This is a genomic window from Burkholderia sp. AU38729 (assembly GCF_020419725.1).
GTDB lineage: Bacteria > Pseudomonadota > Gammaproteobacteria > Burkholderiales > Burkholderiaceae > Burkholderia.
On the sequence record NZ_JAIZQO010000006.1, the window covers coordinates 118,535 to 135,165 of the forward strand.

Here is a 16,631-nt window from a genome sequence, read left to right on the forward strand (position 1 = left end):
CTCGCTCACGGCATGCGCGCGGGATCGCGTGCGCCGTGCAGCGCGCCGTCCAATGCGGCGCACGGCATGCCGCCCCGCGATGCGGCCGGAGGAAACCGATGGCGAATCCGCGCGAACACCTGGAAGACTGGCTGCGCGATGCGTATGCGATGGAGCGGCAGGCGGAGATGCTGCTCGCCGCGCAACTGAAACGGCTCGATCACTATCCGCAACTGCAGGATCGCTTGCGCCAGCATCTCGACGACACGATCGGCCAGCAGGCGCTCGTCGAAGCCTGCCTGATGCGGCTCGGCACGACGCCGTCCGCGATCAAGGATCTGGCCGCGCGCGTTGCCGCGTATGGCCGGATCGCGAGCGGCATGCTGGCCGTCGATGAAGTGGTGAAGGGCGCGCTGGCCGGTTACGCGTTCGCGCACGTCGAGATCGCCGCGTATACGGCGCTCGCCGCGGCCGCGCAGGCGGCCGGCGAAGCGGAGATCCACGCATGCTGCGAACGGATCCTGCAACAGGAGCGCAGCCTGGCCGCGTGGCTGCTGCGCCACCTGCCGGCGCTGACGACCGCCTTTCTCGATCGTTCGGCCGTCGATCGCATCGATGCGAAGCGCTGACGGTTGACGATCCGGCATGCTTCACGGCTTACGGAATGCATGTCCAAAACTTGCCGCCGGCTTGTAAATAATCCGCTCCCGCTCGCGGCGACACGCAGCGCGAACCCGCCACGGACGCGCTTCGACGAGCTGGCACGCTCAATGCATGAGGCATGCAGACGGTCAACCGTGAATCGACTCATCGGGCGGCTTTCGAGGCGGGCTTCGCCGGGGCCACGCGGCCGAGGCATCGTTCTTGCGCTTGGCACCGTGGCGAAGGATCGCCGGACGATGACGATTTCGCGAGCCGGCCCGCCGTGCCGCGACGCGGCGTGACGGCCGGGCGATTCGACCGCACTCGACCACGTTCAACCGCGTGCGCGCCACCGCTTGCCGCGATGCGCGCACCCACGAGAGGAGCACGACCATGCCAGCCAAATCGCAGGCCCAGCAACGCGCCGCCGGGGCCGCCCTGTCGGCGAAGCGCGGCGAGACGAAGATGAAGGATCTCAAACCGCCTTCGAAGTCGATGGCCAAATCGATGAGCGAAAAAGAGCTCGAGAAAATGGCTTCCACGCCGGCTCACGGCAAACCGAAACACAAGCACGACGCCTGATCGACGCCGATACGTACCGGCGACCGCTGTCATCCAGGAGGGTTCCATGCTTCGATACGCCATCATCTTCTTCATCATCGCGATCATCGCGGCCGTGTTCGGGTTCGGCGGCATCGCAGCCGGCGCGGCGGAGATCGCCAAGATCCTGTTCTACATCTTCGTGGTGATCTTCCTGGTCACGCTGCTGCTGGGCGTCGTCCGACGATGAGCGTCACGCCCGACCGGTCGCAGCGCATCGCGGAACTCGAGCATGCGCTCGCGAACGGTTTCCCGTCGGCATCGACCGTCGTCGTGCACGCGGACGATGCGTCCGGGCGGCTGACGATCCAGGTGTCGTGGGTGCGTGTGCCGGCCGACGCAAGCGCACGCGACTGGCGGTGCGCGGTCGACCTGCGGTTCGATCCCGACGTGATCGCCCGCTATGCGTCGCTCGACGCGGCCGAACGGCTGCGCGTGCGCACCCATCTCGGCGACCGCGCGCGGCGCGCTGTGGACGCGCGCCAGCCGCGCGTCGAGGACGCCGCGATCGAATGCAACGTCGCGCTCGACGTGACGCGCGCCGAACTCGACGCGGCGTTGCGCGCACCCTGAATGAAGCCACCGCCGGCCGGCGGGGCGGTCGCGCCCGGCCGCGCCGGTTTTCCTGCTGTTCCCGCCACGTGCGTGCCGCAGTCATGCGGCGCGCGCGGCGGATACCCTTCCGAACGCCACGAGGACCCGATCGATGACCCATTCCCCCTCATCCGGCAAGACGCCGCCCGCCCAGCCGCAGGACAGCGCGAAATCGCGCCAGCTCGACGAGCACCGTTCGCGGCCCGACCACGAGGCGCTGCGCACCAACCAGGGCGTGCGGATCGCCGACAACCAGAACACGTTGCGCGGTGGCCCGCGCGGCCCGTCGCTGCTCGAAGACTTCATCATGCGCGAGAAGATCACGCATTTCGATCACGAGCGCATTCCGGAGCGCGTGGTGCACGCGCGCGGCTCGGCCGCGCACGGCGTGTTCCGCGTGTACGAGCCGATGGCCGACTACACGAAGGCCGCGTTCCTGCAGGACCCGGCCGCCGAAACGCCGGTGTACGTGCGTTTCTCGACGGTCCAGGGGCCGCGCGGCTCGGCCGACACAGTGCGCGACGTGCGGGGCTTCGCGGTGAAGTTCTATACCGAAGAGGGCAACTACGACCTCGTCGGCAACAACATGCCGGTGTTCTTCATCCAGGATGCGATCAAGTTTCCCGATTTCGTGCATGCGGTGAAGCCCGAGGCGCCGAACGAGATGCCGACCGGCGCGTCCGCGCACGACACGTTCTGGGATTTCGTGTCGCTGGTGCCGGAGACCACCCACACGGTGCTGTGGCTGATGTCCGACCGCGCGCTGCCCGCGAGCTTCCGCGCGATGGACGGCTTCGGCGTGCACACGTTCCGCTTCGTGAACGCGGCCGGCGCCGAGCGTTTCGTGAAGTTCCACTGGCGGCCCGTGAGCGGCGCGTATTCGCTGCTGTGGGACGAGGCGCAGCGGATTGCCGGCCATGACCCGGACTTCAACCGGCGCGACCTGTGGATGGCGATCGAGCGCGGCGACTATCCGGAGTTCGAACTCGGCGTGCAGATGATCGATCCGGCCGATGCCGACAAGTTCGACTTCGACCTGCTCGACCCGACCAAGCTGGTGCCGGAAGAACTCGTGCCGGTGCGGCCGATCGGCCGGATGACGTTGAACCGCAATCCCGACAACTTCTTCGCGGAAACCGAGCAGGTCGCGTTTCATCCGGGGCACGTGGTGCCGGGCATCGACTTCACGAACGATCCGCTGCTGCAGGGGCGCCTGTTCTCGTACACCGATACGCAATTGAGCCGGCTCGGCGGCCCGAACTTCCACGAGATCCCGATCAACCGGCCGGTGTGCCCGTTCGCGAACAACCAGCGCGATGCGATGCACCGGCAGACGATCAACGTCGGGCAGGCGTCGTACGAACCGAATTCGACGAGCGGCGGCTGGCCGCGCGAGACGCCGCCCGCGCCGGTCGGCGGCGGCTTCGAGACCGTGCACGAGCCGCTCGAGGGCGACAAGGTGCGCGTGCGCAGCGAGACGTTCGCCGATCATTTCTCGCAGCCCGCGCTGTTCTACCAGAGCATGACCGAGATCGAGCAGCGGCATATCCGCGACGCCTACTGCTTCGAGCTCGGCAAGGTGACGCAGCCGCACATTCGCGAGCGGGTGGTCAACGACATCATCGCCCGCTTCGACGCGGGGCTGGCCGCGCAGGTGGCCGAACGGCTCGGGCTGCCCGCGCCGCACGGGGGCGCGACGCCGGCAGTTGCGCAGCGTTCGCCCGCGCTGAGCCTGATCGGCCGCGCGAAGCCCGGCATCCGGTCGCGCAAGATCGCGCTGATCGCGACCGGCGGCACGAGCGAGGCGCTCGTCCAGCAGGTGCGCGATGCGCTGCTGGCCGCGCACGCGGTGCCGACGATCGTCGCGCCGACGCTGGCGCCGATCGGCAGCATCGTGCCGCAAGCGACGCTGGCCGGCATGCCGTCGGTGATGTTCGACGCGGTGTTCGTGTGCGGCGGCGACGGCGACGGCCGCGACCTCGCGCACAGCGCTGACGCGCGGCATTTCGTGCGCGAAGCGTTCAAGCACCTGAAGCCGATCGCGGCCGTCGGGTCGGGGCGGCAATTGCTGAGCGCCGCGCACTTGCCGGATCCGGCCGAAGGCGTGTGCGTCGGGCAGGCCGTCGATCTCGACGCAGTCCTGAACGACCTGTCCGACCACCTCGGCCGCCATCGCGTCTGGGCACGCGAGCAGCAGGCCGCCGAGTTGCCGGCCTAGCGCCACGCGATCATGGACGTCGTCGTCGCGCTGTTCGGACAGGGCCGGATGCTCGACCCCGGGCAGATGGTGCTGCGCTCGATCGTCGTGTTCGGGATCGCGCTGGTGCTGATCCGCATCGCCGGGCGGCGCGCGTTCGGCCAGCGTTCGCCGTTCGACTACGTGGTCGGGATCCTGCTCGGTGCGATCCTGAGCCGCGCGGTGGTCGGTGCGTCGCCGTTCGTCGCGACGGTGGCCGCGTCGCTCGCGATCGCGCTGCTGCATCGCGTGATCGGCCTGGCCTGCTTGCGCTCGCGCCGGCTCGAGCGGCTGCTGGTCGGCGCGGAACGCGAGGTGTATCGCAACGGCCGCTTCGACGACGCGCAGATGCGCGCGGCGCTGATCACGCCGACGGACGTCCATGAGAGCGTGCGTCAGGCGCTCGGCGCGGACGACCTGTCGGACGTCGACGCGGCGATCCTGGAGCGCAACGGCCACGTCAGCATCGTGCGGCGCAGCCGTTCCCGAAAGCCCTGACGGTTGCGTGCGGCGACGGACGCCGCAAGGAGGACATCGATGACACGCATGATCTGGAAAGGCGCGATCAGCTTCGGGCTCGTTCACGTGCCCGTGCAGCTGTTCCCGGCCACGCGCACCGTGAAGCCGTCGTTCCGGCTGCTCGACAAGCGCTCGATGGACCCGGTCGGCTATCGGCAGGTCAACAAGCGCACCGGCAAGGAAGTCACGCGCGAGGACATCGTGCGCGGCTACGAGTACGAGAAGGAGCGCTATGTCGTGCTGACCGACGACGAGATCCGCGCGGCGAACCCCGAGTCGACGCAGACCGTCGACATCGTCACGTTCGTGGACGCGGACGCCGTGTCGTTCCTGTATCTCGACACGCCGTACTACCTCGTGCCCGACCGCAAGGGCGAGAAGGTCTATGCGCTGCTGCGCGACGCGCTGAAGGACAGCGGCAAGATCGGCATCGCGCACGTCGTGATGCGCGACCGCCAGCATCTCGGCGCGCTGATTCCGGTCGGGCCGCTGCTTGCGCTCGATACGCTGCGCTGGCAGGAGGAACTGCGGCCGCTCGACGAACTGTCGGTGCCGGCCGACGACGCGAAGCGCGCGGGCGTCAGTGCGCGCGAACTCGCGATGGCGAAGAAGCTGATCGACGACATGTCGGGCTCCTGGACGCCCGACGAGTATCACGACACGTTCCGCGACGACATCCTCGAGCTGGTCGAGCGCAAGGTGCGCGCGGGCCGCATCGAGGAAATCGAGGATCGCCCCGCGCAGGCGGCGCGCACGGCGACCAACGTGGTCGATCTCACCGAGCTGCTCAAGCGCAGCCTGAAGGGCGGCGGTGGTGCGCGTGCCGCGCGCGCGGACGACGACGAGGAAGACCGTGCGCCTTCGCCGTCGCCATCGACGGGCGCGCGGCGCAAGCCGGCGGCGAAAACGTCCGCGAAAGGCACGGCGAAGACGCCGGCGAATGCAGCGGCGAAGCGCGCGGCCGCGAAGCACGGTGCGACCGGCACGCACGCGGCGAAGAAGACCGCCGTGCGCCGCAAGCACGCCGCGTGACGATGCGGGAAGGAGGGTGACGCGATGGCCGGCAAGCTCGAACCCTATCGCCGCAAGCGTCGCTTCGATGCGACGCCGGAACCCGAGGGGGCGCACGGGCGGCGGCGCGTGCGCGCGGATGCGGATGCGAGCGTGGAGAAAGCGCATATAGCGCATACAGCGCATCAAGCGCGACCATCGGCGCGCACTGCCCGGCCGCTGCGCTTCGTGATCCAGGAGCATCACGCCCGGCGGCTGCACTACGATTTCCGTCTCGAACTCGACGGCACGCTGAAGTCATGGGCGGTGCCGAAAGGGCCGAGCGTCGACCCGTCTGTGAAACGGCTGGCCGTGCACGTCGAGGATCATCCGCTCGAATATGCGTCGTTCGAAGGCGAGATCCCGGCCGGCCATTACGGCGCGGGCTCCGTTATCGTGTGGGACGAGGGCACCTGGACGCCCGACGGCGGCATCGCCCGGGCGCGCGACGGCTACCGCGCGGGCAAGCTGACGTTCCGGCTCGACGGCACGAAGCTGCACGGCGGCTGGGCGCTGGTGCGCAGCGGGCGGCAGCAGGGGCGCCAGGAGCAATGGCTGCTGATCAAGGAACGCGACGACGACGCGCGCGATGCTGCGAGCTTCGATGTCGTCGCGCAGCAGCCGGGCAGCGTGCATGACGGCCGGACAAAGGCGGCGCGCAAGGCGCCTGCCCATCCGCCGCCTGACGGCGGGGCGCGCACGACGGCGCTCGATCCGTCGCAGGTGGAAGGCGCGGTGCGCGCGGCATTGCCCGAGCGCGTGACGCCGCAACTCGCGACGCTCGTCGATGCCCCGCCCGCTCACGATGATTGGCGCTACGAAGTGAAATTCGACGGCTACCGGATCCTGGCCCGGATCGCGGGCCGCGGTGCGCGACGGCACGTCACGCTGATGACGCGCGAAGGTCGCGACTGGACGTCGAAGCTGCGCATGCAGCGCGACGCGCTCGCGGCGCTCGAGGTCGAGAACGCGTGGCTCGATGGCGAGGCCGTCGTCCTGGGCGAGCACGGGCTGCCCGATTTCCAGGCGCTGCAGAACGCGCTCGGCGCGGGCCGTTCGGACGCGGTGACGCTGTTCGTGTTCGATCTGCCGTTTCTCGACGGATACGACCTGCGCGATGCGCCGCTCACCGCGCGGCGCGCGCTGCTCGAACCGTTGCTCGCCGGTAGCGACCCCGCGCGGCTGCGCTACTCGCCCGATCTCGGCGACGACGTCGCGTCGCTGATCGCGAGCGCGTGCGACACGGGGCTCGAAGGGCTGATCGGCAAGCGCGCCGATTCACGCTATCGCGGCGGCCGCTCGTCCGCATGGATCAAGCTGAAATGCCGGCGGCGGCAGGAGTTCGTGATCGGCGGCTATACCGAGCCGTCGGGCAGCCGGCACGGCTTCGGCGCGTTGCTGCTCGGCGTGTACGAACCGGCCGCGGGCGGCAAGCAACCACGCGGCAAACCGCCGTTGCGCTATGTCGGCCGGGTCGGCACCGGGTTCGATACGCGTCTGCTCGACCGGCTCGCGGCGACGCTGCGCGAGCACGAACGCGGCACGACGCCGTTCGATCCGCCGCCGCGCGAACGGTCCCGCACGCGCGTCCACTGGGTCGAGCCGACGCTCGTCGCCGAATGCGAATTCGCGGAATGGACGAGCGACGGCATCGTGCGGCAGGCGGCGTTCATCGCGCTGCGCGAAGACAAGCCGGCGCGGCAGATCGTCCGCGAAGTGCCGCGGCCAACCGAAACGGAGGCGACGATGAACGAAACCCGCACGGCGCATGGCGCATCCTCGCATGCCCCGCAACCCGATACGGCGCACGGCCGCAAGCATGGCGCGCGAGCGTCCGCGTCTGCCGACGACACGCAGCGCGCGGCCGCCGCCGATCGTGTCGGCCGCGTGCGCATCACGCATCCCGATCGGGTGCTCGATCCGCACAGCGGCACGCGCAAGATCGACCTCGCGCACTACTGGCAATGGGTCGCGCCGTGGCTGCTGCCGGACCTGAAGGGCCGGCCCGTGTCGCTCGTGCGCGCACCGGGCGACATCGCCGGCGAACTGTTCTTCCAGAAGCATGCCGAGCGCCGCGAGATCCCGTTCGTCACGCAGCACGAAGGGCTCGATCCCGGCCACGGGCCGCTGCTGTCGATCGACAGCGTCGATGCGCTGCTCGGCGCCGCGCAGATGGGCACGGTCGAGCTGCACACGTGGAACGCGCACGCGTCGAACATCGAGCGGCCGGACCGCATCGTGTTCGACCTCGATCCCGATCCGGCGCTGCCGTGGCGCGCGATGATCGACGCCGCGCAGCTCGTGCGCGGGCTGCTCGACGAGCTGGGCCTCGCGTCGTTCTGCAAGACGAGCGGCGGCAAGGGGCTGCACGTCGTCGTGCCGCTCACGCGGCATGCGGGCTGGGACGACGTGAAGGATTTCTCGCGCGCGGTGGCGCAGCACGTCGCGGGCGCGCTGCCCGACCGTTTCACGGCGACGATGGGGCCGCGCCACCGGCGCGGCAAGATCTTCGTCGACTACCTGCGCAACGGCCGCGGCGCGAGCACGATCGCCGCGTATTCGGTGCGCGCGCGGCCTGGCATGGGCGTATCGGTGCCGCTCGACTGGGACGAGGTGCCCGCCACGACGGGCGGTGCGCAATGGACGATCGACACGCTGCGTGAACGCCTCGATGCGTTGAAACGCGATCCGTGGGAAGGCTATGCGAACGCGCGGCAGCGCATCACCGCGTCGATGCGCGCGCGGCTGGGGGCTGAAACGTGAATGCGTCAACGCCGACGCGGCAGACGGCGGGTGCGTCCCGTGGGCGGAAACGGCACGCCGCTTGCTGCGAAACCGGCGCGGCACGACGTGTGCCGCGTCACTGAAGGAGAGCTTCATGAGCGGAAGGCTGGTTCATTGCAAGGTGGCGATCCTCGCGGTCGACGGCTTCGAGGAAGCCGAACTCGTCGAACCGCAGCGCGCGCTCGCGGCGGAAGGCGCGCAGGTCGACGTGATTTCGGAGAAGCCCGGCGAGATCCAGGGCTTCAGGCACGTCGACAAGGGCGCGCGCGTGAAGGTCGACCGCACGTTCGACGACGCGCGCGAGGGCGATTACGACGCGGTCGTGCTGCCCGGCGGCGTCGTGAACGGCGACGCGATCCGGATGGTGCCGGCCGCGCGCGAGTTCGTGACGGCGGCCGTCGGCGCCGGCAAGCCGGTCGCGGCGATCTGCCATGGGGGCTGGCTGCTGGTGTCCTCGGGCCTCGTGGAAGGCCGCACGATGACGAGCTGGCCGAGCCTTCAGGACGATATCCGTCATGCGGGCGGCAAGTGGGTCGACCAGGAGGTCGTCCGTGACGGCCCGTTCATCACGAGCCGCAAGCCGGACGACCTGCCGGCCTTCAACGGCGCGCTGATCGATTCCCTGGCGCCACGGGCGGCGTGACCCGCGTCGTGCGACGCCATTCGCCGTGTCACGCTGACCGACGTCCACCGACGTTCCGCGGCATTACAAACCGTTGAAAACATTGCACCGACAACCGGCGTGCGTCGAGCCTGCGAGCCCGACGCACGTGCGATTCACCGTGCGATCGCGACCGGTGAATTGACGGCCACGACAGCGGTGTCGTGGTCGAACGGCGGCGCATGCACGAACCGGTCGATCACACCGGCTTCGAACAGCAGGCAACAGGTCGATCCGCCGAACTGGAAGTATCCGATCTCGTCGCCCTTGTCGACGCGCTGGCCCGGCACGACGTCGATCACGCAGGACGACACGTCGCCCATGCCGACGAACACGGCGGCCACGGTGCCGATGCCGGGATCGTCGCAGGCAATCGCGACCACGGCGCGCGTCGCGACCGCCGTCGTGTACCCCTGGGAGTCGTTCAGCCCGGCCGGGTCGGGGCCTTCAGCCTCGACGATCGAATAGTAGGTGCCGTGGACCCGGTACGCATGCGTGACGACCCCGCGCACCGGTGCGTGCCAGCGATGGTAGTTGTACGCGCTGAGATACGCCTGGTACAGGTCGCCGCCGACGAAGCGCTCGGCGAGCGACAGCCGGGCCGGCGTGAAGATGTCGCGCAGCGAATACGGCTGCGCCTTGATCCAGAAGCGGTCGCGCAGCTTCACGTTCGATTCGACGTGGTACGGCGCGGCCTCGCACGCGCTGACGATCACGTGCGGATCGTCGGGCGCCGCGACCGGGCGCGCGCCGTCGCGAAAGCGCCGCGTGAAGAAGTCGTTCCACGACGTGAAGCCCCCGTGCGGCTGGTCGTCGCGATACTGGAACTGCGATAGCCCGATGCGCTTGCTCGCCGCGTCGCAGAACCAGCCGTCGGGCGCCGACGTGTCGAGATGCGCGCGCGAATGCGGGCCGCCCAGGAAGCCGCACCATACGTTCAGCACGTTCTGCAGATGCGCGTTGACGGCGGCGTCGCGAAACAGCGCATGGCCCGACGGCATGCACATCGGCCAGTCGAGAAAGGCGTTGATCGGGCACACGATCAGGCTCGCGTCGCTGAACGGCGGCGTGTAGGTCATCAGGTGATCCAGGACGGTCATCAACTCGTCGATGGACGTATAGCCGAGCCGGCGGCCTGAATCGACCGCTTCATCGATCGCGCGGACCAGGGTCATGCGCAGCACTGCATGATCGTCGAACAGCCGCGCGAGTTCCTGCACGGCCGGCGTACGCAGCCGGTCGCCGGCATGCGCGCGGGCCTCGGCCGCGATTTTTTCGCGGAACGCGGCCATGTGCGCTTCTTCGCGGGCCATCCATTCGCCGAGCCGATGGCGCTCGGGCGGCGGCGGGTTGAGGTCGGTCGGCATCGTTGTCTCCGGGCGATGATCAGGAACCGATGCAAGGAGCAATCCGCCTGCCCGGTGGGGGCATCGATCTTGCGGATCGAGTGCGCGCCCATGGCATGCCGCAAGCGCGACGAGCCGCTCCGGCATGCATTCGCGGATTGTTCTGTTTCACGCAACATGCTTATGTTGTCTGCCGACCTACTGCCGGATTCACGATGAACCTAGGATGTGCCGCGTAGGCTGTCGCACAGGCACCAGGGTGAGCCCCGTCATGGGTGCGACTCATGGTTGAAGTGCGAGCCTTGAATCCGCGTCGACGATCGTTGCATGCACGGCATATCGCGTGTCAATCCGGTCGTGCGAAACATCACATCGAATTTCTCTCAGGATCCCGCCATGAGATTGGGTATTTTTCTGCGATCGAGTATCTGCTCCACGGTACTTTTCGCAGCCGTGCCCGCAGTTGCTTTTGCTGATCCGCTGACGGTAACGGTTGACGATCTCGACCATGACGGTCGGTTCACGAATGCTCAGGTGTACAACGGATTTGGATGTCGTGGCGACAACGTCTCGCCTCGCGTCTCGTGGGCACACGTTCCGGCTGGCACCAGCAGCATCGTCGTCACGATGTACGATCCTGATGCCCCGACCGGGGGGCTCGGCTGGACGCATTGGGAAGTCGTCAACATCCCGCCTTCGGAAACGTCGATTCGGAAAGGGGCATCGGGCGATGTGCGGCTCATGCCGGTGGGCGCGCTCGAGACGCTGACCGATTTTGGCGAATCCAGGTACGGTGGGCCATGCCCGCCGCAAGGCGAATCTCATCGATACATCGTGACGGTATCCGCGTTGTCCATTCCGCGTGTCGACGTGAAACCGACGTCGAGTCCGGCGGTCGTTGCCTATCAGATGCACGGAAACATCCTTGGACAGGCACGATATATCGCGACTTACCACCGATCGTCGAATTGACCGTGAGCGCCGGTTCGCTCGTGGGACGATGTTCCGTTTGAGGGGCCGCAGAGGAAAGGCTGAGGCATTGGCCGACCGCACCGCCACGATTCCACGATCAATGAACTGCGATGGGTTTCCGGGTGAACCGGCCGGCGCACGGCATGCGGTTTGCCCTATCGCACCAGTACCGCCTTCACGCAGGCGGGGCCCAGCGGCTCGCCGTTGTCGGAGAACGCCCTGACTGGGTAGACCCTGATATCCATGCGTGGCCGCTCGAAAGCATCGAAGACCCACCGCCCATGTTCGCCGTAATGGGTGCGGCGACTGAACCCCATTGACTCCAGTGCCTCCGTGAATTGAGCGAAGGTGGGTTCACACGTCGTCAGCGGAGAAGCCTGCGTACCGGGAATCGGATCAAATATCAGATCCACACGCGGGCCGGTATCACCGACCGTTACCCGCTGGAGACTGAATGCCCAGTTGCCCGGCAAGCGTTGACCATAGCCGAACTGATCCTTGCCAATCGCCGTGGTCTGCACGCCGAAGAGGCGGCGTACCGTGTCGGGCGTGATGTCGGTAACCTGGCCGCTTGCCCGAATCAGCGCCAGCATGCGTTGCAGCGCTTGCGTCGTGCTCAGGTCGGCTGGCGCCTGGGACGCGATAGGCGATTTGCCTGCGGAGTCCGGCGTGGCCGCGTCCGCAGGCTGTCCGTACACGCTGCCAAACGGGAGGCAGACACTCAATGCCGCCACGATGATCCACCGCGTGACGAACCTGCTATCGGTGTGCCGGACTGAAAGTTCGGGAGTGCTGCGTCGGGGCGGCGTCATGCTGAATCCTTGTGGCGGGTGATGATGGGTAAAGGAACCGCTTCGCACTCCAGATGGCCAATTAGAGCGGACTGATTCGGGTCATGTGCGAGGAGGCTTCGCACCGGCAGAATCGTGCATGTCTTCAGCCCGCGTGGGAATGAACATCGCCAACGCACCCGATGCGCGCGGTTCTCAGCGTGCCGCGCGAGGGTAGCGGCTGTCGGTCAGGCAGGCGCGTAGCCAGCCCGTGTCTTCCGTGCCCAGTTCGGCTTCGGCATCCAGCTTGGGCAGGGCCGTTGGCGTCAAGGCCGGGCGGCCTGGATGGAGATTCCAGCCGGCGGCCGCCTTGCGCGTCTCATCCACATCCGGACACGGGCTGCCGCCTTCGGAGCCGTCGCCGCACGCCGCAACGGTTTCCAGCCTGCCCTGGACGACGTTGCCGACCAGGCGCGTCTCGTAGTAGCCGCCGCTCGCCCAATCGTCCTGCAGGGTGCAGATCCTGTCCTGGTTCTGATAGCGGCGTTCGCTGAAGCAGCCATAGCTCAGTTGACCGTCGTGAGGCAGGAAGTCGCATCGGGTCTCGAATCCGGCGAACGGGCCACCCGTGAATTGCGTCAGAAAGGTGCGCTGCGCAAGGGCCGTTTCAAGCAGGCGCGGCGCGGCCTTGCCGCGTTCACTCAAGGTCTCGGTGCGCTGGCGGATCGCCTGCAGCAGGCTCGCCCGCAGGGCCTTGGCATTCGGTGCGCCGGGGAAATCGACCGGATCCGCGAAACGCTTGTCACGCGCCGCGAGCCAGCGTTTCTGACTGCGGACCAGCATCGCGCGCAATTCGCTATCGTTGCCCGCCTGCTGCATGACGGCCGTATAGGCTTTGCCCATTTCCGCATCGGCGGCCTTGAGTTTTTCATCGGCACAGATCGTGTGCTCGACGCGGTTGCCGGCCTTCTGGCAGTCGATTGCATGTGCGGAAGCTGCGGTGAAGAGCAGGGCGACACAGGCGACGTGATGGAGGATGGGTTTCATGCTGGTTTCCGTGCCGATTCGGTTGTTCGAAGCCTGGGTGAGGCCGCGCTTCAGGTTTTTGGCGGTCATGGCGATGATCGGGGCGTGCGCTCAACGCACGCCGAGCGAATAGTCCTGACCGTACACCGAGCGAAGTTCGCCCGGCTTGCCCAGGAGCTTGAGCGGGCGATACCTGGCGTTGGACAGGATGCGCGTGGCGCGCGGGTAGAACCCCGGGTCGGATGCCAGGCCCTGCACGTGCGCCATGTCGGCCGGGATGCGTGTGAGGGTATAGCGCGTCAGGTCGCACTGGATCTGGCCGCTGACGATCTCGCAGGCTTGCTTGTCGTAGTCCGCGTTGGGCGGCGTGGGGTACAGCCCGTCGATCACGACGGCTTCGCCCGCCGCGACGCTGAACGAAGCAAACTCGCGCTTGAGCCGGGTCGAGACCGCCAGCCCGTCCACGGACTTCTCCCGGGTGACGGTCTTCCATCCCGCGGGCTCGGTCATTTCCGATACCGTTCTCTTCTCCGTCGCCCAGAATGCGCAGCCGCCGCTCTGGACGAAGACCGACGAGCAGTACGTATCCGTGACCTCACGGTCGCGAAACTGCGCGTTGAACCATTCCTGCGACTGGATGAAGTCGGTGTTCTTCTTGGGCAGCAACGCGATCTGCCCCAGCGGCGAACGCCCCGGCTTCTGCTGGGTGCCGAGCTGCGACATCGCGTTGGCGGTCGTCTCGTAGGTGTTGCCGGCGACCGTGTAGGTACCCGGATTGACGATGTAGACGAAGTACTGCGCGTTGCCCGCCACGAAGGTCGAGACATAGCCGTGCAGCCCCACCTCGTTGAAGGGTTCGTCCGGCCCCACGCGTATCACGTCACGGGCGTTGGCCTTGTTTTGCCAGATGGTGGTGGCGGTCACGTCGGTACGGAATGCCCATTTCTTCTCGTTGACGGCTTCGTCGCCGGTGTACTTTCTGTCGAGGTTGATGGCGGGCACGATCACGAGGGACTTGCCGGCCACCACGGCGCGGTTGATCAGCCAGTCGATGCCGGCGTGCCAGCGTTCCAGCTTGCGCTCGCGGGGCAGCGCCGGCGGCTCTTTCGATTCGCCCGGCGGCGCCGCGGTGGCGGCCGCGACGAGCGAGCAGATTTCCTTGCGCAGCGTGTCGTCGTCCATCTCCTGCTTCGGGTTGAGTCGGGCGACGACGGAGATCACGCCCAGCGACTCCTCCAGCATGAAGCGGATCGGGAACGCGCGCTTCTCGCCCTGGTCCGGAAGCGGCTGGACGAGCGTGACTTCGGTCAGCGTGCCGTGCCGTTCGTTCGACGTCACGCTCAGGTTTGCCGCGGTGGCCGCTTGTGTCAGCCGGGCGGCCGCGTCCGCCGGGTTCAGCGCCTTGATCGGCAACCAGGTGGTGTAGTGGCGGCCGGTGACGCCATCCAGCGCGGGGCGGAAGTTGTACGTGCAGGTGGTAAAGGCGGGCGCGCCCGGAAAGGCGTCGCCGGACGACGCGGGCGCCGTGGCGGCCACGCCGGTGCTGGCTGCGCTGCGGCTCATGTCGACGCGGCCGAGCATGCCGCACATGCCGCCCCGGATGGCTTCGGGTGCTGCCTGCATGCCCGCGGGCAACGTCGTCGCCACGGAAAGGGTTTTCAAGTCCTGATTGGCCTTCAGCGTGATGGCGAATCCGCGGGCGCGGTCACTTTGCTGTTGCTGGATCGTCAGCTGGCCGGTCGAACCGGTGTAGTGCTCGTCGCCGATCAGGAAGCCGTCGCCCGCGGCGATCTGCTTGAGTTGCGCGATGGCGTTGCGTGCATCCAGGCCCGGCACCGTGGCGAACGTCGAGAAGCGTGTGCCGGCACCGGTGTCGGCTTCACGCTTGAAATTGTCCTCGCAGCCGGCCGCCGCCGCCGCGTGGTGCCAGCCGAGACCCAGCATGAGCCCAAGGAAGGTCAGGCGCAGGCGTGTGGAATTCATGATGGTGCTTCCCCCGTGTAGTGATGGCGTCAAGCCGATGTCTTCCATTCGATCAGCAGTCCGGATGGGCGGTGATGCGCCCGAAACTCGCCGCGTCGGCCGCCTTTGCGGCGCCAGGCAGGCGCCGGCATGCACGGCTCGTGCGGATGCCCTTGCGCCGAAGCGCGCCTGCTCAGGCGTCGGCGCGCTTGCACTTCATGCTCGCGATACGTTGATCCGGCCGGGTGCGGTAGAACACGAAGTTCGTCGCCCCCGGGCCCTGATTGCCGCCCTCTTCATCGACGTAGGTTTCCGCAAACACCGGCACGGCGGCGTTGGCGATGCTGACCCGGAAGAACACGTTGTTTTGTGTGTTCGGCGCGGTGGTGCCGTAGTCGAGCGCGCATCGGCCGGCGATGCGCTTGACCGTGGCGCGGCGGCCGAGCTGGCGCAGCAGGATGTCCTGCGTGTCGTCGCTCGGGTAGAACTTGCGCAGCGCGATCGACAGGACGGTGGTCGCGTTGCCGTTGAGGACGACGCCGACGTGGCCTTCGTTGTCCGTTTTGATGCCGGCGTCCTCGCCGACCTTGCCGTCCGGCACATCCACGTCGCCGAAGCCGGTGAGCAGCGTGCTGCCGCTACGGTAGTGCGTGGTCTCGGGGGAATGGCCGTCCGGATTGCCGAGCGGCTTCGCATCGGTCCATTGCACGCCGGGCAGGTTGTCGAACGCCGGCCAGGTTGCCGGCTTCGCCGCGCCGAATACGCCCAGCAGCGTTTGCAGCGGCGATGCAGGGGTCGTTTCCGGCACATGGACGGCCGGCAACGACACCGCGGATGCCGGATCCGCCGTCGGGTTGGCGGGCGGCATGGCGCGCTTGCACGCGCTCAGGCCGATCAGCAGGACGCCGGCGGATAGCGCGCACCAGACGGCGGGCGGGGGGCGCATGGGCAGGCGTTGCATGTGGCGCTCCTGGTTGGCGCGGCGGCCTGGGTAAGGCAGCCGACGACGGGCGATCAGCGGCACTTGACGTCGTAATCCGTGACGGACGGGAAGTCCCTCAACTCGGACACCGCGCGTGGCGCGCAGGCATGCGTTTGTGCGGCGGCCGGCACGGTGAGCGCAAGGCCAGGTAGCCGGCCGGCGCCGACCAGGCCCTTCGTTGCGAACGACGCGAACGACGCGAACGATGCGGCGAGAAGCGGCAGAACGGCGGCACGCGGCATGGCGGAAGATCCGGAGAGATCGGTGGAAGCGGGCGTCAAGGGACGACGCACATAGGTCTGCCTGTCGCCGGCATGTCGGGCGTGTATTAACCGCCGAATAGCACTTTTATGAAACGTGTTCATTTCCCAAATATTAGGATCGGAAAATATATCGAGAAGTAGAAACACGGCGATCGTTGTGCGTGCGCCGATTGCCTCGGTCTTGCTGATCGCGATTCTAGTCAAAGTAGATCGACTAGTATACATTCATCATATCGTTCTTCTCG

The 16,631-nt window shown here is 67.6% G+C and carries 16 protein-coding genes; 10 read left to right on the top strand and 6 right to left on the bottom strand.

Annotated features, from left to right (window positions below; all coding sequences use genetic code 11):
• The first annotated feature begins 98 nt into the window (after window positions 1-98).
• The 9 genes from LGM56_RS17445 (at window position 99) to LGM56_RS17485 (ending at window position 9,047) form a co-directional block, all read left to right on the top strand.
• Window positions 99-608 (top strand): DUF892 family protein, encoded by a 510-nt coding sequence (locus LGM56_RS17445; RefSeq protein ID WP_226205993.1) that lies wholly within the window; start codon window positions 99-101, stop codon window positions 606-608.
• A 406-nt stretch (window positions 609-1,014) separates the two neighbouring features.
• Window positions 1,015-1,203, top strand: coding sequence for a DUF3008 family protein (locus LGM56_RS17450; RefSeq protein WP_039371381.1), 189 nt, complete (start codon window positions 1,015-1,017; stop codon window positions 1,201-1,203).
• 46 nt (window positions 1,204-1,249) lie between these two features.
• Window positions 1,250-1,411: a DUF1328 family protein gene (locus LGM56_RS17455; protein ID WP_006767422.1), complete on the top strand. Its 162-nt coding sequence runs from the start codon at window positions 1,250-1,252 to the stop codon at window positions 1,409-1,411.
• A complete protein-coding gene (locus LGM56_RS17460; RefSeq protein WP_226205996.1) occupies window positions 1,408-1,794 on the top strand; it encodes a DUF3022 domain-containing protein in 387 nt (128 codons plus the stop codon). The genes LGM56_RS17455 and LGM56_RS17460 overlap by 4 nt, the downstream gene beginning before the upstream one ends.
• Before the next feature lie 133 nt (window positions 1,795-1,927).
• The gene (gene katE / locus LGM56_RS17465; protein WP_413226783.1) at window positions 1,928-4,033 is read left to right on the top strand and encodes a catalase HPII; all 2,106 of its coding nucleotides are present in this window, start codon (window positions 1,928-1,930) and stop codon (window positions 4,031-4,033) included.
• A gap of 12 nt (window positions 4,034-4,045) precedes the next feature.
• A complete protein-coding gene (locus LGM56_RS17470; RefSeq protein WP_089498330.1) occupies window positions 4,046-4,549 on the top strand; it encodes a DUF421 domain-containing protein in 504 nt (167 codons plus the stop codon).
• A gap of 39 nt (window positions 4,550-4,588) precedes the next feature.
• Window positions 4,589-5,602: a Ku protein gene (locus tag LGM56_RS17475; protein WP_226205998.1), complete on the top strand. Its 1,014-nt coding sequence runs from the start codon at window positions 4,589-4,591 to the stop codon at window positions 5,600-5,602.
• 24 nt (window positions 5,603-5,626) lie between these two features.
• Window positions 5,627-8,383 carry a DNA ligase D gene (ligD, locus tag LGM56_RS17480; protein ID WP_226206000.1) on the top strand — a complete coding sequence of 919 codons (2,757 nt, stop codon included), beginning with the start codon at window positions 5,627-5,629 and terminating at the stop codon, window positions 8,381-8,383.
• A gap of 115 nt (window positions 8,384-8,498) precedes the next feature.
• Window positions 8,499-9,047, top strand: a complete 549-nt coding sequence (locus tag LGM56_RS17485) for a type 1 glutamine amidotransferase domain-containing protein (RefSeq protein WP_226206002.1) — start codon at window positions 8,499-8,501, stop codon at window positions 9,045-9,047.
• Between the two features lie 134 nt (window positions 9,048-9,181).
• Here LGM56_RS17485 and LGM56_RS17490 read toward each other — a convergent pair whose 3' ends face one another.
• Entirely contained in the window at window positions 9,182-10,432 is a 1,251-nt protein-coding gene (locus tag LGM56_RS17490) for a phosphatidylserine decarboxylase family protein (protein ID WP_226206004.1), read from the bottom strand.
• Window positions 10,433-10,807: 375 nt separating this feature from the next.
• On the opposite strand from LGM56_RS17490, the gene LGM56_RS17495 reads away from it, so the two are divergent.
• Window positions 10,808-11,383 carry a YbhB/YbcL family Raf kinase inhibitor-like protein gene (locus LGM56_RS17495; protein WP_226206392.1) on the top strand — a complete coding sequence of 192 codons (576 nt, stop codon included), beginning with the start codon at window positions 10,808-10,810 and terminating at the stop codon, window positions 11,381-11,383.
• 155 nt (window positions 11,384-11,538) lie between these two features.
• Here the strand turns inward: LGM56_RS17495 and LGM56_RS17500 are convergent, their stop codons facing one another.
• From LGM56_RS17500 to LGM56_RS17520, 5 genes are all read right to left on the bottom strand, one after another.
• On the bottom strand, window positions 11,539-12,195 hold the full coding sequence (locus tag LGM56_RS17500; protein WP_226206006.1) for a hypothetical protein: 657 nt from the start codon (window positions 12,193-12,195) through the stop codon (window positions 11,539-11,541).
• Window positions 12,196-12,369: 174 nt separating this feature from the next.
• A complete protein-coding gene (locus tag LGM56_RS17505; protein WP_226206007.1) occupies window positions 12,370-13,269 on the bottom strand; it encodes a lysozyme inhibitor LprI family protein in 900 nt (299 codons plus the stop codon).
• A gap of 21 nt (window positions 13,270-13,290) precedes the next feature.
• On the bottom strand, window positions 13,291-15,162 hold the full coding sequence (locus LGM56_RS17510; RefSeq protein WP_226206009.1) for a hypothetical protein: 1,872 nt from the start codon (window positions 15,160-15,162) through the stop codon (window positions 13,291-13,293).
• Window positions 15,163-15,334: 172 nt separating this feature from the next.
• A complete protein-coding gene (locus tag LGM56_RS17515) occupies window positions 15,335-16,165 on the bottom strand; it encodes a hypothetical protein (RefSeq protein ID WP_226206011.1) in 831 nt (276 codons plus the stop codon).
• Window positions 16,156-16,590, bottom strand: coding sequence for a hypothetical protein (locus tag LGM56_RS17520; RefSeq protein ID WP_226206014.1), 435 nt, complete (start codon window positions 16,588-16,590; stop codon window positions 16,156-16,158). Before LGM56_RS17520 ends, LGM56_RS17515 begins: the two co-directional genes overlap by 10 nt.
• Window positions 16,591-16,631: the final 41 nt, after the last annotated feature.